Genomic DNA, 20,608 nt, shown 5'->3' on the forward strand with positions numbered 1-20,608 from the left:
CTATTGTGTGATAGTTTTTATCTTTTGGCGATGCTGATTACTGGACGTATCTTTGCACCACAAAACAAAAGAATTTATCACATAAACAGTTTTAGTTAGATATGGAACCAATTATCAATGCACACGCACCCGAGTTTACCGTCCAGGCTTTTCAGGACGGACAGTTCAAGACCGTTTCCAACAAAGACATTGAAGGAAAGTGGGCGCTTTTCTTCTTCTATCCTGCCGACTTTACATTCGTATGTCCTACAGAGCTGGAAGACCTGGCCGACAAGTACGAGCTGTTGAAAGGGATGGGAGTAGAGGTGTTCTCGGTAAGTACCGATACACATTTTGTACACAAGGCATGGCACGATGCGTCTGAGAGAATCAAGAAAATCAAGTATACCATGCTCGCCGACCCTACAGGCGTACTGAGCCGTGGCTTCGGTGTCTACAAGGAGGATGAGGGCGTTGCTTACCGTGGTACGTTCCTTGTGAACCCGGAAGGGCTCATCAAGATTGCTGAAATCCAGGACAACAGTATCGGCCGGAATGCAGATGAGCTGGTACGCAAGGTCGAGGCAGCCCAGTTTGTTGCTACGCACGAGGGCGAGGTCTGCCCGGCCAAGTGGAAGCAGGGCGGTGAGACCTTGAAGCCAAGCATCGACCTTGTCGGCAAGCTCTAAGACTTTAACGGACATCGAATCGTCATAGAAGTCCCGGTGGAGGGAGGAGCCTGCGGGCTTTTTCTCTCCACTTTTTGTAGAATAAGCAGAGAATTCAACAAGTCCCATGTTAGATCCAGATATACTTAAACAGGTGAGAAGCGTCTTCAGTTCGCTCTCATCAGACATTACGCTCAGTGTCGTACGTAACAGCGAAGAAGCACAGTCGGCAGAGTTTTCGGCTTTTGTAGAGGACATCGCTTCTGTCTCTGACAGAATCAGCACCGTCTGTCAGGAGGGTGAACGGTTCTCGTTCAGCATCCTCCGAAATGGAGAAGCAACCGGAATCAGTTTCCGCGGTATCCCCAACGGCCATGAGTTCACCTCGCTCCTCCTTGCCATCCTCAATGCTGACGGACAGGGAAAGAATCTTCCCGATGAGGCTGTTGCGGCACGCATCAAGGCACTGAAAGGTGAGATACGGCTTCAGACTTACGTCTCCCTTACCTGTACGAACTGTCCCGACGTGGTGCAGGCCCTGAACGTGATGGCGCTCATCAACCCGCGTATCAGCCATGAGATGGTGGACGGAGGATTGTACCAGGACGAAATAGAACGTCTGGGTATACAGGGTGTTCCTGCCGTCTATGTCAATGGCGAACCGCTCCACGTGGGACGCGGCGACCTCGTCGTGCTGTTGCAGGAACTGGAAGACAAGGTCGGGACAGACCATGACGGGGAGGCCGTGCTGCCTGTCCGTACGTATGATGTCCTGGTTCTCGGCGGCGGACCTGCCGGTGTGTCGGCCGCCATCTATTCCGCCCGGAAGGGGCTGAAGGTGGCCGTTGTGGCAGAACGTATCGGCGGACAGGTGAATGACACGACCGGCATCGAGAACCTTGTCTCGGTCGCCAGGACAACCGGCACGCAGCTCGCAGCCGATTTCCGCACGCATCTTTCAGACTATCCGATTGATATATTCGACAACCGGCAGGTAGTTGCCGCAAACCTGAAAGACAGGCAGAAGACGGTCTCTGTACGTGGTGGAGAGACTTTCGCCGCACCCGCAGTGGTGATTGCCACAGGTGCCGGCTGGCGTCGTCTCGGCCTGGCTGGTGAGGAAAGGTACATCGGCTATGGCGAGCACTTCTGTCCGCATTGTGACGGCCCTTTCTACAAAGGAAAGGATGTCGCGGTCATCGGTGGCGGTAATTCCGGCATCGAGGCTGCCATTGACCTGGCCGGCATCTGCCGTCATGTGACCGTCCTTGAATTTGCCGAAGCACTGCGTGCCGATGAGGTGTTGCAGCGGAAAGTTGCCGGTCTGCCCAATGTGGAAGTGTTCCTGTCTGCCCAGACAACGGCGCTTCTGGGTGACGGACAGAAGCTGTCGGGCATTACAGTGAAAGACCGTATCAGCGGTGAGGAAAGCAATATTCCTCTGGACGGCGTTTTCGTACAGATAGGTCTGTCGCCGAACAGCGATGTTTTCAGGAACGAAGTAGAGCTGACTTCGCGCAAGGAGATTGTCATTGACGTGGCCAACCGTACCAGTCTGCCTGGTGTATACGCTGCCGGCGACGTGACGACGGTTCCTTACAAACAGATTGCGATTGCCCTGGGTGAGGGGGCCAAGGCTGCCCTGTCTGCCTTTGAAGACCGCATCCGTGGAGTGATTATAGGATAACCTTGTAAACCATACTACCTGAGTGTATATCTGTCCGATGCGGCAAGTGTGAGCTGACTTCACCTGCCCGTCGGACTTTTTCGTGTTTTGTTACCAGTGCTGTCCGGTAAACTTTCCCCTGTAAGTCAGCCGGCAGTGTCTTGCTATATAATGGTAGTGACAGGCATGAACAGGCCTTTCCTGCTGATGTGTTGATGCCCGCCACCCATGGAGTTGTTTGTAAACACCAGTCGTGCTGATGCCCCGCTCCATGCAGTCTGTTGCCGGGATGGGAGCAAAACGCAGCCGGCGAAGAGCTGTGCCGGCAGGACTTATCTGCCCAGAGGGACTTGTTTTTCCGGAAACAATGTGGACTTGTCCGTTTAAAAGAGATTACGCATGGAAAATGATGTCGCTTATGTCTTATCGGCCGGCATTGGCTTTTTATGTGGGGAAGTCCGTGTAATCATCCTTGTCTATTCAGGAATGCAGACAGAAAAGGTGCATCAGAATGCCTGCTGGCAGCTATTCTGATACACCTGGTAAAGGTCTTGGAAATGGAAGTCTTATTCAATGATCTTGAATACAGCGGCTGATATGGCTTTCAGGTTGATGACATCACCTTTGCCGCCTGTCTTGTAAGTTGCTTCTCCCGTCATGGACAGCGGCCTGGCTTTTCCAAGGTGAGGTATCCTTGCTGAAACCTTTCTGGCACTCGGATTGATGGCAACGACTACGGTTTCTCCGCCGGCCGTACGTTTGTAGACCATGGGGTAGGGCTGGCTTTCCTTGCTGACAAGTTCCCATTCTCCGTTTCCATGCAATGCCGAGTGGGCATGGCGCAGGCGGACCAGTTCACGGGTGAAGTTCAGCAGGGAATTGGGGTCTTTCTCCTGTGCCTCCACCGTCAGCTTTCCGTCTTCCGTATCCACAGGGAAATAGAGCTGGGCAGGCTCGCAGGTGGAGAATCCGGCGGTAGGACCGGCAGCCCACTGCATAGGAGTACGTGTCCCGGCACGTTCGTTGCTACCCTCTTTGGTAGGAAGATTCATCTGGTATTTCATGCCGATTTCGTCACCGTAATAGATAAACGGTACACCCGGCATGGTCAGGAAGAAGGTCATGGCCACCTTCAGCTGGTTCATCGTGTTACGCGTGCCGATGTTCGGACGCTGGAAATCGTGGTTGGCCGTCGGGATGGCGATGTAGCCGAGTTGCTTTGTGCGGTTGAAGGCTGCCGTGAAGTTGTCGACAAACTCCTTCACTTCTCCTTTCCCTGCCTTGTCGAAGTAGCAGAACTTGTACTCCTTGGAGATGTCCTGTCCCTCCCACGGCCGGCCGTTCGGTGTGTTGCGGTCGAAGAAGAGAGAGGGATAACCCTTGATGCCGAAGTGGATCATGAAGTCGATGTTGAAGCCGGCAGGGATGGCGACGGCCGGGTCGCTCCACTCGGATATCAGTACGCATTGGGGATAATGCCTGTCTTTCCATGCCCTCATCTCGTTCCACAGCTTTGACACCTCTTTCTTCCCCGGGTCGTTCTTGACGAGCGAAGAGGCCATATCCACACGGAAGCCGTCGATACCCTTGTCAAACCAAAAGGCCATGATGTTCTTCATCTCCCGGCGTACGGCCTGCGGTCCGGGTGCCGTCACAGGCTGCTCCCAGGGATGAGAGGGGTCGGGATGGGCAAAGCCGTAATTCAGGGCAGGCTGGCATTCAAAGAAGTTCTTCTCATAGTATTTGCCGCGTTTCGCATCCATTTCCACATAACGCCCGCGTGTGCTTCCCTCCGGATTGGCATCCCTGTGGCGTGCTTCAATCTCTTCCTTGTCTTTCTGTGAGATGGTGTCAGTCCATATATAATAGTCGGAATAACGCCCGTTGCGGTCGCCGTTCGCACATTCCTGGAACCACGGCGACTTCACGCTCGTGTGTCCTGCCACCAGGTCCAGGCAGACTTTTATGCCTCTTTTGTGGGCTTCGTTGACCAGCGTCACCATATCGGTATTCGTACCGAAGCGCGGGTCAATCTTGTAGAAGTCGATGACATCGTAGCCACCGTCAAACCATCCCGACTCGAATACGGGATTCAGCCACAAGGCATCCACGCCCAGCGACTTGATGTAATCCAGCCTGCTGGTGATGCCGGGCAGGTCTCCGATACCGTTCCCGTCCGTATCCATGTAGGAGGAAGGATAGATCTGATAGAAAACGGCATTGTCAAGCCATTGTGGGTTCGTGCCGATCTGGGCCGTCATGGGGACTGCCATGGCCAGTGCCGCTGCTGCTGTGATGATTTTTTTCTTCATTGTTTAAGTTTTTAGTTGTCAGGATGCCCGTCGGACTTCCTGTTGTGTTGTCTGATGCAAAAGTACGGATATCCTTTTGAAAAACAAAGGAAGAATAGGATAGAGGAGTCTGCATTCCCTGAAAGTTGACAGCCGGAATATCCTTGGACATCCCGGCTGTGATAAGGAATCAGAACCGGCTTTATTTCTTATAGCCTGGATTCTGATGGAGATTCTTGTTCAGATTCAGCACCTCATAAGGAATCGGATAGACGCAGGTGTATCCCTGGGTGTCATCGAGATAATCGCCGGCAGAAGCATTGTGGCTGACACCGGGATAACGGTCTGCCGTCGGCTGGGTGAAGGTGCAGAAGCGTATCTGGTCCTGACGCCGTACGCCTTCCCAGGCCAGTTCAATCATGCGTTCGTCAAGAATATCATTCAGGTTGAGCGAGGTGCGCGGGGTGGCGTGTGCCCGGTCCCTGACCTGGTTGACGAGTGTCAGTGCCGCCGCATGGTTGCCCAGCCGGTATTCTGCTTCCGCCTTCATCAGCAGTGCGTCGCCATAACGCCAGATGACAAGGTCGTTGTTGTACTGCCCCTGTGCGGCTGCCGTCGGGTCGTACTCATACTTCTTGAAACGGGCGCCGGCGCATTTCACGTCATGTTTGTCGGCATTGGCATCGAAGTCTACCACGACTGCCAGCGGACGGTAAGAGAGCGTCCCGCCGACACCGTCGTCCACGGTCTTGCCGCCGGTCTGCTGGGTGTACTCCTGCTCTACCCAGTAGTTCTGGCGCAGGCGTGGGTCTTCGTTGCTTTCCTTGTATCCCATCACTTTCATCGCACGTACCGTGGCGCAGGCACCGTTCCATCCGTTGAAGCCGGCGGCACTCGCATGGTTGTAGTGTACGGAGCGGATCAGGTTGTAATCGGTAATCTTGTACGTTTTGTCGTCGTTCGGACGTACAAAGATGTTCTCGTTAGAGTTCTGGTTCTGTGTGACGAAGTTGTCGGCATAGTTCGGCGAGAGGGTGTAGCCGAAGCCTGCGAGCTTGTCCACGCAGTACTTCACGGTCTCCCAGCAGTTCCGTTCCGTTCCGTCTACAGTCATCTTGATGTCCATTCCCTTTGCCGATATGTTTGCACCGAGGGTCTCGCTGGCCTTGCATTCCTTCGATTTGTCGTCGCCGACAAACGCCTTGTAGCTGTCCGGAGCTACGTCATCCGTGTTGTAGACAGGTGCATTGAGGGCGCACTTTGCCAGACACATATAGGCAACAGGCTTGGTGATACGTCCGAAATACTTGCCGGTCTTCTGGCTCTGGTCATCTGCGAGGTCAGGCATGGCCTCTGTCAGTTCCTTGACGACGAATTTGAACACATCCGATCGGTTGCTTTGGTTGACATCGCTGGTTCCCTGCTTGGAAGACGTCACTACCGGCACCTGTCCGAAGAGATCCATCGCATAATAGTAATAGATGGCGCGCAGGGCACGCAGCTCGGACACATACGGCTTGTAGTCGGGATGTTCGCCGAGCATCGGCGTGAGCTGGTCGATGGAGCCGTTGCACTGCCCGATGATCTTGTAGATATGCTTCCAGTTGTTGTTGTAGGTGTCCACAGACGATGCGAAGTTGTGGAGGAAGAAGTTCTGCCACTTGCCGCCGTCTACCCAGTCGCCCTGCCGTCCCGGGAGGATAGCCTCGTCAGAAGTGAATTCCTGCAGACAGTGGATGGCATCCGTACCGCCATAGATACCGTCTCCGATCTCTGAATAGACCTTTGCCACAGAGTTGACATAGGTCAGTGTGGCATTTGCGAAAGCGTCAGTCTCTTTGAACTTGCTTTGAGGTGTCTCGTCCAGCGAGCAGGCTGCAAGCAGTGCCGTGGAGAGCAGTGCCATTCCGAAAATATATTTCTTCATAATAGTATTCCTTTTTTGTTTATCAAGACCTTAGAAATTAACAGACACATTGAACGAGAAGGTGCGTGTCAACGGGAAGAGACGCTTGTCGTCTACACCCAGTGTCCCGTAGGTTGTACGGCCTTCGTCGACACGGACGAGCGATGCGGAGTTGATCATCGGGGTCAGGCCGCTGTACCCGGTGAGGGTGCAGACGTTGTTGACGGCCAGTCCGAGATGGATGCTCTGAATCCAGTCGGCCTTGAGCTGCTTCTTGTTGAAGGTGTAGCCCAGCGTGATGTACTCGAAGTTCACGTAGTCGCCTTTCTCCAGCCAGTAATCGGAAATCTGTATGTCTTTGATTCCTTTCTCCGGAGCATCAGAAAGCACGTTGTAGGTCGGGAAGTTGCTGAGGTTGCTGTAGGTCATGCCCGTACCATTGTAGATCTTATGGCCGAAGGCACCGTTGAACTGCATGGTGAGATCCCAGTTCTTGTACTTGAAGGTGAAATCCCAGCCAAGGTAAGCCTTTGGTATCGCCTGTCCGCACACCTTGCGGTCGCCGGAGTCGCCGGTGTCGATGGTTCCGTTCTTGTCGAGGTCTTCGATGATGTACTGTCCCTTGTCATCGATGCCTTTGCAGTGGGGCAGGTAGAATACACCGATCGGCTGTCCCTCCATGAGATAAGTCACACCGGTGTTCTGCGTCAGGCCGGCCGCATTGATGTTGGCAACCGGGATGTGCTCACTGGTCGTCAGTCTCTGTCCTTTATAGGTGCCGCTCAGCGAGTTCAGCTTGTTCTTCTGGAAGCTGAGGTTCATGCCGGAATTGAAGGTAAAGTCCTTTGTGCGGATGATGTCGCCGCGCACGCCGATTTCGAAGCCCGAATTGGTCATCTCACCCATGTTCGCCAGCAAGGTGTTGTAGGTGAATGGCGGAACAGGTACGGTATAGGTATAGAGCAGGTCCTTCGTCTTGGAAGTATACCAGTCCAAAGTAACGTTCAGACGGTTCTGGAAAGCGGCGAAGTCGATACCGATGTCGAAGGTATGCTTTACCTCCCACTTCAGGTCAGGGTTGTCGTTGCTCTGGATGGCATAGGTCGTCGTGTTGACACCGTTCACCGAGGTCACGCCGTTCGGTGCATAGAGGGCCAGTGAGTTGTAAGGAGCGATGACATCCTGGTTGCCCGTCACACCATATCCGAGACGGACTTTCAGGTTGTCCACCCAGCGCACCTCTTTCATGAACGGTTCCTGTGATACGACCCATGCGACAGATGCTGACGGGAACCAGCCCCACTTGTGGCCTTCACCCAGCTTTGACGAGCCGTCAGTACGGAGGTTGACGGTTGCAATGTAGCGGTTGCCGTACATGTAATTCAGACGTGCCATGTAAGAGCAGAGGGTATATTCCGTAGACTCAGAGTCCACATCGCCCCAGGAGACGTTGGCACCGGCCTTCATGTTGTTGAAGCCGAAGTAATTGGTATCGAACTTGAACGACTGCTCTGAATTCCAGAAGGTCTTGTATTGCTGGCCCTCCATCAGGGCGAGTGCGTCGATATGGTGCTCGCCGAAGTCCTTGGTATAAGTCAGCTGCAGGTTGCCCATGATGTCCGTGCGTTTCATGTTGCGGATGTATGCCCAGCCGTTGCCGTTGATGCGTCCCTGCTGAATGTCGTTCGGCACGTAACGCTTGTGGTCGAGGTTCATGCGGGTATAGCTGCCGAAGGCACTGAGGAAGAGTCCGTCAGCCAGCGTGACGGTCGCCTTTCCATGGGCGTTGAGCGAACCTACGTCGAAGCGGTCCTGTACCTCCAGCTGTCCCAGCGGGTTGTATATCTCGTTGGCAAGGCGGTCTTCGTCCCACTCGCCTGTCTGCGGGTTCTTGTAGGTCGGGTAGGTCGGGTTGTAGGCGGCGGCAGAATAGAACATCTTCTGCGGGTCGTACTGCATCTTTCCGTCGCGTTCACTGCCCAGGACACCCAGCTCCAGCTTGAGCTTCTTGTTGAAGGCGTACTGCGTGGCATCCAGCTTCATGGTATAGTTGCGCATATCCGAGTTCTTCAATGCGCCCTGACGCTGTACGAAGCCGACGCTGGCTCGGTAGTTGCCGGAGTCGTTGCCGGACGAGTAGGCGATGTTGTGGGTCTGTGTCAGCCCGGCCGAACGCTCTATTTCGTCGAACCAGTTGGTATTGCCGCCGTTCTGGCTGATGACGACACCGCTGACCTTTCCCTTCAGGGCATCGGCTGCCGTGGTTACGACACCCTTGTTCATGTCGCCCTTGCCTACACGCTCAATGGCTCCCGACACCGTACGCTTCGTGCCTACGGCATAACCGACGACGACGACCTCGTCGAGCTGCTTGTTGTCTTCGGAGAGAGAAACATTGATATTGGACTGGTTGCCTACAGCCACTTCCTTGTTGCTGTAGCCTACATAAGAGAAGACGAGCGTCGCACCGGGCTTCACATTGGGGAGCTTGAAGTTACCGTCAATATCGGTTACGGTACCGCCTTGTTCTCCTTTCACTTGGATGGTCGCACCAATCAATGGCTCACCCGACGCATCCTTCACACTTCCCTGTACCACTGACTGGGCATAGGAACTCATTGCACACGTCAGACCGACAGCTATCACTGCGGTCCGCTTCATAAACGATTTGCTCATGAGGGATTAGAACTTTTTGAAATTAGTTATACTTTTAAGTTATGGTCCTAACGGATCTGATTGTTAGTCGTCTGAATATCTGCTGGAGCGGCAGGTTGCCCGGGACGATACGGCCTCTGTTGCCTGGGCGTCATTTGTCGTTTCGGGGCAGAATAGTCGTAGGTCTTTATCTTCTTTTCCGCTGTCAAAGGTATCTTAAAATCTTCAAATAGACAAATAAAAGAGTCATATTTTTAAAGCGTAGAATCTACAACTAATCGTTAAAAATCAATATAAAAGCATCTTACAATCGTGAAGTTTTTTTCTTTTCGGGATGCTTTTGTTTCTTTTTCCTGGGGGAGACAGGCAGGAAAGAGGCCGGCTCCATCCGTGGCCGGCCCCATTCTGTAAGTGTTCTTCTGAACATACTTCTCTCGTTTTCGATGGAAAACAACCGTGTCAGACCATCCCCCGACAGACCTTCCGTCTGCCGGATAGCCGGCACAGGAACGGAGCCGTCGGACACAGGGCTTTGCTCCTTGCAGTCGCCGGCAGCCGGCTACTTGTCCTGTTGTCTGCTGTTCTTCTTCTGGATGGAGTCGGCCTTCAATTCCATCTGTGTCTGCCGGTAAGCCTTCAGAATGGGGTCTTCCTTGTCGTCAAGTCCATCCATTTTCTTGAATATCTCACGCAGTTGAGCAACGTGCCTGCGGTCGCGGCGATACCGTTTGTCCAGCATGATTCCCAGGTCGAACCCTCCCAGACTGCTGGGGGGACGTTTCTCAAGGATATCCCGCTTCGGCATTTTCTTCAGCAGTCCGCGTCCGTCGACCGTCTGTTTTCCTACAACCACGACTTCGTCAAGATAGTGGGCGGCAGGGAAGAGGAAGACCGTATCGCGCCGTACCTCTTCCTTTAGGAGAGTCTCCGGGACATATCCCTTTTTCCTGAAACTGGCCGTCAGGAAAGAGTCGGGCAGACTGATGCGTCCTTGCCATGTCGTCTGTCCGACGGATTTCCCGTCAACGCTGACCAGCACGTCACGTATCGGGAAACGCGTAGCACCATCGCACACCAGCACCTGCTGTGCATGGAGCACGGCCGGCGGCAGCAGCCACAGGAGGAAGGCGATGACACGAATACGCATTGCAGTCAGTTCTTTGCTGCAAAGAAACACAAAAGTTCTCACATACGACCTTTTCCATAGTATTTTTTAGATGGAACAAACCGGATATTAATATTGTTTAAGGCTTCGAGTGCAGGTGTTCCCCCGATTCGGACTGTACCTGCCGGCTTCCCGGATTCCTGCTTCTAAGCCGAAAAATGACAATGTCAGTTCGAGAGCGGCTTTTCAGTCCACTACCGGGGGCTGACGTGGGGAAAACAAGCCTGTCCAGTCTGCTATTCCCAAGGTCGGGGACTTCCATTCTCAAGGCCTGGTTCTCCTGTTCCCAAAGTCTGGTTCTCCTGTTCCCAAGGCCTGGTTCTCCTGTCCCCAAAGCCTGGGACCGCTGTTCCCGTCCCTCTGGTTGAGGACGGATAATACGCCCTTCTCGTGTCTGGGAGACCATCATGGATGTGCAGAATGTTTACATACGGCCGGCGACGGCACCACTTCCCGGAACTGTGGAATGTAGCCGGGCAATGAAAGACAAAAGCCTTGGGTAGCCGTCGGGAGTGTGTTTCCGTAAATATAAAAAAAGAGGAAAAACAGAGAAGAGTAACAGATTTTTGTGTATCTTTGTGCCATAATCGCTAATATTCATTTACAAAACAACGTTTAAGATGAAAATCAAACATTTATTCTTGATTGTCTTGCTCTTTGTGACGGGAATGGTGTCTGCACAGCAGATGGGGCCGATTCCCGTGAACAAGAACGTGAGGCAGGGCAAGCTCAGCAACGGCTTGACTTACTACATCCTGCACAACGAGTGGCCGGAGCATGTAGCCAACTTCTACATTGCACAGCGGGTCGGCTCGATCCAGGAGAACGACAAGCAGCGAGGGCTGGCCCACTTTCTGGAGCACATGGCCTTCAACGGGTCGGAACACTTCCCCGACTCCACACTGCTGGAATTCACCCGTTCGCTCGGCGTTGAGTTCGGCAGTAATCTGAATGCCTATACCAGCATCGACCAGACCGTCTACCGTGTCTGCGACGTGCCGACGTCCCGCCAGAGCGCACTCGACTCCTGCCTGCTGATTCTCAAGGACTGGTCGAACGGCCTGACGCTTGCCGACAAGGAAATCGACAAGGAACGCGGGGTCATCCACCAGGAATGGCAGCTGCGCCGCAGCCCGATCATGCGGATTTATGACGACGTACTGCCGAAGTTCTATCCCAACTCCAAGTACGGACACCGTATGCCGATCGGCCTGATGAGCATTGTCGACAATTTCCCTTATCAGGACCTCCGCGACTACTATAAGAAGTGGTACCGTCCCGACAATCAGTGCATCATCGTCGTCGGCGATGTGGATGTAGACCATATCGAAAGCGAAATCAAGAAGCTCTGGGCGAAGTCTACTGTTCCGGCCGACGCGGCACAGGTCGTAGACGAGCAGGTGCCTGACACCAAGGAAGCCATCTACGTCTTCGGCAAAGACAAGGAGATGCCTTACAGCCAGGTAGGCTTCTGCATGAAGCACGATGCTTTCCCTGATGATCAGAAAGGTGATATGTACTATTACATCGACTCTTACGCCAAGGAAATCATCACCATGATGCTCGACCAGCGGCTGGAGGAACTCTCGCAGAAACCTGACTGTCCGTTCACAAGTGCCAGTGCTGACGATGGCGACTACTTCCTCTCGAAGACCAAGGATGCCTTTGAAATGTCGGCATCGGCCAAGGACGGCAAAGACCTTGAATCGCTGGCCGCCATCTACCGTGAGGCCCAGCGTGTGCGCCGGCACGGCTTCACTGCCGGCGAGTACGACCGCATGAAGGCTGAATACCTCTCCCGGATAGAGGCTGCCTACGTCAACCGCAACAAAATCAAGAATGCACAGTACGGCGACGAGCTGCGCGACCACTATCTCACCAACGAGCCTATCCCAGGCAAGGAGGACGAGTATCAGATCATGAAGCAACTGATAGATATGCCGGCACTGAATGTGGACGTCATCAACAAGTATGCCCAGGAGCTCATCTCCGACAAGGACAGCAACTTCGTGGCTTTCATCTTCGCACAGGAGAAAGCCGGCAAGACCTATCCGACAGAGGCGCAGATGGCACAGACCATCAAGGCCGTACGTGGCGAGAAGATCGAACCTTATGTTGACAACGTGAAGCAGGAACCGCTCCTCGACGAGACCCGACTGCCGAAGGCCGGCAAGATTACCGGCGAGAAAGAGAACAAGGTGCTCGGCTACAAGGAATTGACTTTGAGCAACGGCGCACGTGTCATTCTGAAGAAGACCGGCTTCAAGGACAATGAAATCCAGTTCCAGGCGGTGGCCAAGGGCGGCAAAGGGCTCTATGGCAAGGCCGACTTCGACAACCTGCAGCTCTTCGATGCCGTCATGGGCAACAGCGGACTGGGCAATTTCTCGCATCAGGAACTGCAGAAGGCTCTCTCGGGCAAGCAGGCTTCCATGTCATGCACGCTGTCAAACTACTACCAGATGCTCGGCGGTTCCTGTGTCCCGAAGGATGTGGAGACGATGATGCAGCTGCTCTATCTCAACTTCACGGATGTCACCAAGGACGAGGCTTCGTTCAAGTCGATGATGTCGCAGTTCGAGCTGGCGTTGAAGAACAAGGACCTCTCGCCGGAGAGTGTCTTCTCCGACTCGGTCACCTGCACGATCTACGGGCACGAGGCACGCTTCGCACCGGTGACGCTGAACACGCTGAAAGGCGTGAACTACGACCGCATTCTCCAGATATGGAAGGAGCGTTATGCCAATCCGGGACAGTTCGTCTACTACTTCGTCGGCAACTTCGATGAGGCTGCACTGCGTCCGCTGATCGAGAAGTACATCGCTTCCCTGCCCAAGGGAAAGGCCGAGAACTGGAAGGATGTTCCGGGTTTCGCTGCCGGAAAGATCGAAAACAGGTTCACCCGCAAGTCTGAGACACCCAAGGCCATCGCCTTTGAACTGTGGCATGCGCCGATGGCCTATACGGTTGAGAACTCCGTCCTGACGGATGCTGCCGCACAGGTGCTCTCAATGGTTTACCTGAAGAGTATCCGCGAGGATGCCAGTGCCGCTTACTCCGTGAGTGCCGGCGGTGGTCTGCAGCGTCGAGGCGACAAGGCGGTGGCGATCATACAGGGCTACTGTCCGATGGACCCGAACAAGTCCGATCTTGCCCTGAAGCTCCTTGCCGAGGGAATGAAGGACAACACGGTGAAGATGGATGCCGACAAGGTGCAGAAGGTAAAGGACTTCATGCTGAAGAATGCAGAGCTTTCCGCCAAGAACAACGGCCACTGGATGGACATCCTCGACGAGTACATCTGGACGGGTGTCGACCTCCAGACAGGCTACAAGGCAGCCGTAGAGGCACTCACTCCTGCCAGGCTTGCAGCTCACCTGAAGCAGCTGGTTGCTGCCGGCAATCATGCAGAGGTGGTAATGACTCCGGCGAAGTAGGATCCGCTTCCTGAAGAATAGGAACAGGCGATGACAGGCGTTTGCAGGCAATGACCGGAAGCTTGTCGTCGCCTGTTGTCTTGTCATCGCCTGTCATCGCTTATCATTTCCCCGCCATCTCCCCTCACACAACTCAAAAGGGGAAGAGGCCGTATGGCTTCTTCCCCTTTTTCGATTGTCGGGATGACCGGACTCGAACTGGCGACCCCTACGTCCCGAACGTAGTGCGCTACCAACTGCGCTACATCCCGATTGCTCTGTAAGCGGGTGCAAAGATAGTCATTTTTTCGGAACTAACGTAAGTTTTTCGTTCTTTTTTTCTAATTTGTCAGAGAAGGGCAGGCAGTTCGAAGAGTTTTATGCCGTTGCTGCCCTTTATCAGGATGTAATGGTTCTCCGGGCGGCAGCGTGCTATCTCGGCCTTCACCTCCTCTACATCATGGAACTTGCGGAAGCTGGTGCGGGTCTTGCCGAACTCCTCGCCGACGAGCCAGACATTGTCTATGCCAGTGTTTTTGAGCAGGTCGACGACCTTCTGGTGTTCCTCGCAGGAAGCCGCTCCCAGCTCGCGCATATCCCCGAGGATGGCCATTTTGTCCTTCACCTGCATGAGCCGGAAGTTCTCGATGGCAGCAGCCATGCTCGAGGGATTGGCATTGTAGGCATCCACGATGAGCCTGTTGTGTGCCGTCTCGGTCAGCTGCGAACGGTTGTTGTGGGGGATATAGTTCTCCAGGGCATGGCAGACCTGCTGCGGTGTTACGCCGAAATGCAGGCCGATGGCAATGGCCGCCAGCATATTGTCCAGATTGTAGGATCCGATGAGATGGGTCTGTACTTCGCAGGCGCCGGAGGAGGGCTGATGGCTGAGAGCTTGCCAGGTGAATTTCAGGAAAGGCGCACAGCTGACGACGTTTCCCTGCACATCTGCGGTCTCGTCCTGTCCGTACGTGATGATACGGCTGAATTCCCGCTGCGCTGCCATCTCCATGAGGTCGGCGTTGCTCTCGTTGAGGAAGAGCAGGCCGTCATGAGCCTTGAGGAAATCGTACAGTTCTCCTTTCGTGCGTTTCACGCCCTCGAAGCTGCCGAATCCCTGCAGGTGGGCACGGCCCACGTTGGTGATCAGTCCGCAGGTGGGCTCCACGTACTTGACGAGCTTCTCTATATCCCCGGGATGGGATGCTCCCATCTCGATGACGGCGATTTCGTGCTCGGGGCGGATGCCGAGCAGCGTACGCGGCACGCCGACATCGTTGTTGTAGTTCGCCTCGGTATGGTGTACGTTGAATTTCTCTGACAGAACGGCCGAGATGAGTTCCTTGCTCGTCGTCTTCCCATTCGTCCCCGTAATGCCGATTACCGGAATCGGGAACTGCCGTCGGTGTTCGCGTGCCAGTTCCTTGTAGGTGACGAGTGCGTCATCGACGAGAATGTAACGCCCGTCATCCGCCTTTGCGTATTCCTTTTCGTCAACGACGGCATAGCTGCAGCCTTTCTGCAGGGCTGCTTCTGCAAACCTGTTGCCGTCGAACGATGCCCCTTTCAGGGCGATGAAGATACTTCCCTGCGGGCAGTCGCGGCTGTCAGTCGTCACGACCGGGTGGCTTCTGTAAATTCTGTAAATCTCCTGTATGTCCATACTGTTTCCTTTATTGTCTGGTGCAAAGGTAACTTAAATGGAAGACAATGCAAAGCAATAACGTTCATTTTTATATGAATCCCAGCTGTTCCCGACCGCTTGGGAATATGGTTCCCGGGTGTTGGGAACATGATTCCCAGGCGTTGGGAACAGCATTCCCAAGCGGTCGGGAATGCCGGACGTGCAGGCTGTGGATGCAATGTCAGGCAATTGTCAGTGATTATTTTCGTTCCGACCGGGGCACAGTGTCTATCTTTGCGACAAAAAACACAGATGGGAATGGCAAAGAGGAAATTATTGTTTATGATGTTGTCTTCTTTTCTGCTGCTGCCTGTTTCGGCACAGGAAAAGGTGGAAAGCGGCAAGACGGCAAAGAGTGTGGAACTGAAGGAGGTTACCGTGAAGGCGGCAAGAGTAATCAACAAGATTGACGGACAGCTGATTGTCCCTTCCGAAGCACAGCGGAAGGCAGCTGCCGACGGATACAGTCTGTTAGGGAAAGTGGCCCTTCCGCACATCAGGGTAGACGAGGTCATGCACACGGTAACGTCCCTGATGAACAACGGTACGGTGCAGTTGCGGCTGAACGGAGTACTTGCCGGCAGAGAAGAACTGCTCTCATTGGACCCTAAACTTGTGAAAGGCATCGATTTCATCGACAATCCGGGCATACGCTATGGAGAAGGGATAGCCTACGTCATCGATATACGGACGCAGCGGGAAGCGGGCGGCTACACGGTGGGGGCAGACCTGACGCATACGCTCACGGCACGGAACAGCAACGATATGTTCTATGCGAAGTTCAACCATAAAAACTCGGAACTGTCCTTCTCTTACAATTTCTCCTGTCAGGATTTCCGGGGCGGGCGGACATCCGAGACGGCCGACTATCTGCTGAACGACGGCAGACATCACACCGTCTCACGTGAACAGACGGCAGACAGGAGCCAGGCCCTGGGCAATACGTTCCAGGTGAAGTACAGTCTTGCCGATTCTTCCACGTATGTTTTCCAGGCCACGCTGTCGGGTGACGGCAGCAACAGCCCTGGCAGTTTTTCCGACTTCCTGCTGCATGACGGAACTACCGTACAGTCTTTCCGGAAGGCGCAGGTGGAAAGCAGTTTCTCTCCGGCACTGGATCTTTACTTCTTCCGTCAGCTGGGGAAGCATCAGAGCGTCACGGCGAATGTCGTATGCTCCGGCATCTATACAGACAGACGAGTGCAGAATGGAGAAGGAGGCCATTATGAATACAGTGTTGACGGACGCACCTGGGAACTGCGGAGCGAGGCTGTCTACGAGAACCGGCTGAAACCTTTCACGCTCTCGGCTGGTCTGCAGCACATGGCGAAGTACACCCGGAACGATTACAGCGGAGATGTCCTGGCACGGAACAGAATCCACCTCGGGGAGCTGTATCTCTTTTCCGAACTGAAAGGGCGGTGGAAGCGGCTGAGCTGTTCGGCCGGTGCCGGTGTGGCGAACAAAACCTATTCGCAGGCAGCCTTCAGTTATGACTACTGGACCTTCCGTCCCAAGCTGACACTGGGGTACGAAATCGTGAAGGGACTGGGCATACATTATACGTTCCAGACCTATCGCCGGGTGTCCTCCTATGCCATGGTGAGCGATGCAAGAATCAGGAACAACAGCAGGGAATGGACGGTCGGCAATCCTGATCTGAAGCCGTCGCGTGTCGTCCAGAACCTGATGGAACTGAACTATCACGGTCCGCATCTGTCGAATGGCATCTATATGGAGTACCGGCACAACCTGAACTGTAACATGGGTGTATATGAGCGGACGGCGGCCGACCAGTTCCTATATTCGCAGCAGAACGCCGGAAGCATACGGATGTTCTACGTCCAGGACTACCTCAAGTATGACCTCATCCCCGAGCATCTGTCCCTGACCCTGGCCGGAGGAATCAACCGTTTCTTCAATGTCAGCAGTCTTTACCGTCATTACCTTACATCCTATACCTGTGGTGGCAACGTGCAGGTCTATCTCGGCCGCTGGACCCTGGCCGGCTTTGCGGACAACGGCTGGAAATTCGTAGAGGGGGAACAGCTGGGGCATAACAGTCCGGCCGTCTATTTCACTGCCGGTTATCACCTCGGGAACTGCGACCTGTCGCTTTACCTGCAGCACCCTTTCCAGCAGCATCCCAGGATGTACCGTTCGCAGGTTCTTAACGAAAATCTGTACAAGGACACTTTCCAGCGCAGCAGAGATCTGGGCAATATGGTAACCCTCAACTTCACCTGGCGGCTGTCAAGGGGCAAGACGTACAAGGAGATAAGAAAGAAAATACAGCAGAAGGGTGACAGGCAGACGGGAATCATGTAGCGGTCAGGCTTCACCGGATTCCCCCGGACTGTCATCCTTTCCTTTCTGTCACGGCATCCGGCCGCCCGGCCTGTCCGCCAGACGGTACAGTCCGTTACGGAAAGAGGCAGGCCCGTCGGGCCTGCCTCTTATCTGGTGCAGCTTGTTTGCAGATTCAAGCGTTTACCGCATCAGCCAGCTCTGCGCCAGCCTTGAACTTGGCAACCTTCTTGGCTGCAATCTGTATCTTCTGCTTTGTTGCGGGGTTGATGCCCTCATGAGCAGGACGCTCATTGACTGCGAATGTACCGAAGCCTACAAGCTGTACTTTGTCACCTGCTACGAGTGCGCCTTTGATGGCCTCTGTAGTTGCGTCTAATGCTTTTTTTGCGTCAGCCTTGCTCAAACCGGCACCTGCTGCAATCTTCTCGATTAACTCTGTCTTGTTCATAATTTTGATTTATTTGTTGATTATCTGTGAATAATATTCAGGATTATGCTGCAAATATAGTTGTTTACTTTTAGAAAACAAATAAAATCCAGGGAAAAGTGTAGAAAATCACAAAAAAAGTCCTTTATATCGCTTGTTTTCTGCTTGATGACAGGAGAATTTCGTAATTTTGCAGTGTTAAAACAATATGTTGTTATAGAATAAAGAATACGGCAAATGCGAAATATACCTGTAGTAACGAAGAATCTTCTTGTCATCAATGTGCTGGTGTTCATTGCCACGTATGCCTTGAGGGGGATGGACATCGACCTGGATGCTCTTTTCGGTCTGCATTTCTTTCTGGCTCCGGACTTTCGTGTCTGGCAGTTCATTACCTATATGTTCATGCACGGCAACTTCACGCATATCCTGATGAATATGTTCATGCTGTGGATGTTCGGTATGGTCGTGGAGAATGTGTGGGGACCAAAGAAGTTCCTTTTCTATTATCTCGTCTGCGGCATCGGAGCCGGTCTGTGCCAGGAGCTGGCACAATATGGCACTTATGTTGTGGAAGGACTGGCACAGTACGATTCCGTGAGGATGGGCGACAGCGTTGTCCCCATGGCTGTTTATCTGAACATGATGAACACTGTCGGGGCTTCCGGTGCCATCTATGCGGTGCTTCTGGCGTTCGGTATGCTCTTTCCGGAAGAGCGTATGTTCATTATCCCCATCCCCATTCCCATCAAGGCGAAGTGGATTGTCGTGGGTTCCGTGGCCGTGGAGCTGTTCTCGGCCGTGGGGACGAGCAACGACGGTGTGGCCCATCTGGCGCATCTGGGCGGTATGCTCTTCGGCTTCCTGCTTATCCGGTACTGGAGGAAACACCCGTATTCTGGCTATGGTGACTTCGGCATGAACAAGGGGCATCAGTTCTTCGACCGCATGAAGCATACGTGGGAACAGCGGTCGGGGCGCAGTGCCGGCAGTTATGACAGGCAGAGCCGCAGCGGCTGGGCAGGTACGTCTCAGGGCAATACGGCCGGCAGCGACAGCGACTGGGACTACAACGCACGCAAGAGACGGGAGCAGGAGGAGGTGGATCACATCCTTGACAAAATACGCAAGAGTGGCTATGACAGCCTTTCAAAAGAGGAAAAACAGAAACTGTTTGACAGTAGTAGGAAGTAGCAGACGGGGCTGCTTGCCGGACAGGACATACAGCTCCGACCAGCTTGGGCTGTCCTTGCCTGTCCGTCCGGTCCGGGAAGCGTCCCCGGTGCAGAGACTATGAGATAAAGACTAAATGTACAGGACGATCAAGAAATTTACGTTCAGGCTGCTTGTCGCCGGCAACGGCATTGTGATTCTGTTGATGCTGCTGGTCGGCAATGTCGACCGGCTCAATCCTGTCGACCACCCGCTGCTGGCCAATCTGGGGCTGGGCTTCCCGATACTCCTTGCGTTCAACCTCGGCTTTCTCGTGCTGTGGTGTTTCGTCAGGCTGCGTACGGTCTGGCTGCCGCTGCTGGGCTTTCTCCTCTGTTACGGTCCTGTCCGTACCTATTCGCCGTTCAACCTGCCTGAAGAAAAACCGCACGGCTCCATCAAGGTGCTGTCCTACAATGTCTTCATGTTCTCTATCTGGAGTGAGCCAGGCGGAGAGCAGAACCCGATTGTAGATTACATTCTGAAGAGCAAGGCCGATATCGTCTGTCTGCAGGAGGCGCAGGCAAGCATGGAAGGCACGGACCGGATCTATCCCGCACTGAAGAAGCATTATCCTTATTTCAGGCTGATGGTGAAGAAAAAGCCCGGTGCCGACCACATGGTACTGCTCAGCAGGTATCCTGTGCTCTGGCAGGACAGCATTCCTTACGGCTCGAACAGCAACCAGAGTGTGGCTTATATGGTGGACATCAAAGGGACGAAGACGCTCGTTGTCAACAATCATCTCGAGAGCAACGGACTGAGTACCGATGACAAGGAGGAGTTCAAGACGCTGGTGAAAGGCAACATGGGGACTGGGGAGGCAAAGGATGAATCGTTCCATCTTCTAAGGAAATTGGGCAGTGTGTCCGTAAGACGGGCACCGCAGGCAGAGGCTGTGGCACGTTATGTCAGGAAATATCTCGACCGGAAAGTGCCGGTCATCCTCTGCGGCGACTTCAACGACAGTCCGCTGAGCTACACCCACCGGACAATTGCCCGGGAACTGACCGACTGCTACGTAGCCAGCGGCAACGGACCGGGGATAAGCTATCACAAGAGCGGAATGTACTTCCGCATCGACCATATCTTCTGCTCTGACGACTTTGAACCCTATGGCGCAAAGGTAGACAACAGTGTGACTGCTTCCGACCATTATCCTATCTGTTGCTGGCTCAAATACCGTCCAAAACCTTAAAAAGCACACATTTATAAGGTATAAATTTCCC

At 53.8% G+C, this 20,608-nt stretch carries 12 protein-coding genes and 1 tRNA gene; 6 read left to right on the forward strand and 7 right to left on the reverse strand.

Annotated features, from left to right (window positions below; genetic code table 11):
* The first annotated feature begins 101 nt into the window (after nucleotides 1-101).
* A complete protein-coding gene (ahpC, locus tag DYH27_RS00480) occupies nucleotides 102-668 on the forward strand; it encodes an alkyl hydroperoxide reductase subunit C (RefSeq protein WP_004354458.1) in 567 nt (188 codons plus the stop codon).
* A gap of 106 nt (nucleotides 669-774) precedes the next feature.
* Complete coding sequence (gene ahpF, locus DYH27_RS00485) at nucleotides 775-2,334, forward strand: alkyl hydroperoxide reductase subunit F (RefSeq protein ID WP_025067867.1); 1,560 nt, start codon at nucleotides 775-777, stop codon at nucleotides 2,332-2,334.
* A 545-nt stretch (nucleotides 2,335-2,879) separates the two neighbouring features.
* Here ahpF and DYH27_RS00490 read toward each other — a convergent pair.
* The 4 genes from DYH27_RS00490 to DYH27_RS00505 all read right to left on the reverse strand — a co-directional run bounded on the left by DYH27_RS00490 (nucleotide 2,880) and on the right by DYH27_RS00505 (nucleotide 10,312).
* Nucleotides 2,880-4,625 carry an alpha-amylase family glycosyl hydrolase gene (locus DYH27_RS00490; RefSeq protein ID WP_025067866.1) on the reverse strand — a complete coding sequence of 582 codons (1,746 nt, stop codon included), beginning with the start codon at nucleotides 4,623-4,625 and terminating at the stop codon, nucleotides 2,880-2,882.
* A 181-nt stretch (nucleotides 4,626-4,806) separates the two neighbouring features.
* Nucleotides 4,807-6,531, reverse strand: a complete 1,725-nt coding sequence (locus tag DYH27_RS00495; RefSeq protein WP_025067865.1) for a RagB/SusD family nutrient uptake outer membrane protein — start codon at nucleotides 6,529-6,531, stop codon at nucleotides 4,807-4,809.
* A gap of 30 nt (nucleotides 6,532-6,561) precedes the next feature.
* Nucleotides 6,562-9,186 (reverse strand): SusC/RagA family TonB-linked outer membrane protein, encoded by a 2,625-nt coding sequence (locus tag DYH27_RS00500; RefSeq protein ID WP_029216546.1) that lies wholly within the window; start codon nucleotides 9,184-9,186, stop codon nucleotides 6,562-6,564.
* 538 nt (nucleotides 9,187-9,724) lie between these two features.
* Nucleotides 9,725-10,312 carry a hypothetical protein gene (locus DYH27_RS00505; protein ID WP_025067864.1) on the reverse strand — a complete coding sequence of 196 codons (588 nt, stop codon included), beginning with the start codon at nucleotides 10,310-10,312 and terminating at the stop codon, nucleotides 9,725-9,727.
* A gap of 638 nt (nucleotides 10,313-10,950) precedes the next feature.
* Between DYH27_RS00505 and DYH27_RS00515 the strand changes: the two genes are divergently transcribed.
* Nucleotides 10,951-13,767, forward strand: coding sequence for a M16 family metallopeptidase (locus DYH27_RS00515; protein ID WP_029216545.1), 2,817 nt, complete (start codon nucleotides 10,951-10,953; stop codon nucleotides 13,765-13,767).
* Nucleotides 13,768-13,945: 178 nt separating this feature from the next.
* Here the strand turns inward: DYH27_RS00515 and DYH27_RS00520 are convergent.
* Nucleotides 13,946-14,018, reverse strand: a tRNA-Pro gene (locus tag DYH27_RS00520).
* 77 nt (nucleotides 14,019-14,095) lie between these two features.
* On the reverse strand, nucleotides 14,096-15,409 hold the full coding sequence (locus DYH27_RS00525) for a UDP-N-acetylmuramoyl-tripeptide--D-alanyl-D-alanine ligase (protein WP_025067862.1): 1,314 nt from the start codon (nucleotides 15,407-15,409) through the stop codon (nucleotides 14,096-14,098).
* A gap of 273 nt (nucleotides 15,410-15,682) precedes the next feature.
* Here DYH27_RS00525 and DYH27_RS00530 point away from each other — a divergent pair, with 273 nt between their 5' ends.
* Nucleotides 15,683-17,758, forward strand: a complete 2,076-nt coding sequence (locus DYH27_RS00530; protein ID WP_025067861.1) for an outer membrane beta-barrel protein — start codon at nucleotides 15,683-15,685, stop codon at nucleotides 17,756-17,758.
* Between the two features lie 154 nt (nucleotides 17,759-17,912).
* Here DYH27_RS00530 and DYH27_RS00535 read toward each other — a convergent pair whose 3' ends face one another.
* Complete coding sequence (locus tag DYH27_RS00535) at nucleotides 17,913-18,188, reverse strand: HU family DNA-binding protein (protein ID WP_013670642.1); 276 nt, start codon at nucleotides 18,186-18,188, stop codon at nucleotides 17,913-17,915.
* 216 nt (nucleotides 18,189-18,404) lie between these two features.
* On the opposite strand from DYH27_RS00535, the gene DYH27_RS00545 reads away from it, so the two are divergent.
* Both DYH27_RS00545 and DYH27_RS00550 read left to right on the forward strand, forming a co-directional pair.
* Nucleotides 18,405-19,361, forward strand: coding sequence for a rhomboid family intramembrane serine protease (locus tag DYH27_RS00545; protein WP_004354472.1), 957 nt, complete (start codon nucleotides 18,405-18,407; stop codon nucleotides 19,359-19,361).
* A gap of 115 nt (nucleotides 19,362-19,476) precedes the next feature.
* Nucleotides 19,477-20,577 (forward strand): endonuclease/exonuclease/phosphatase family protein, encoded by a 1,101-nt coding sequence (locus DYH27_RS00550; RefSeq protein ID WP_025067860.1) that lies wholly within the window; start codon nucleotides 19,477-19,479, stop codon nucleotides 20,575-20,577.
* The last annotated feature ends 31 nt before the right edge of the window (nucleotides 20,578-20,608 follow it).

It is taken from the genome of Prevotella denticola, assembly GCF_900454835.1.
GTDB classification, from domain to species: domain Bacteria; phylum Bacteroidota; class Bacteroidia; order Bacteroidales; family Bacteroidaceae; genus Prevotella; species Prevotella denticola.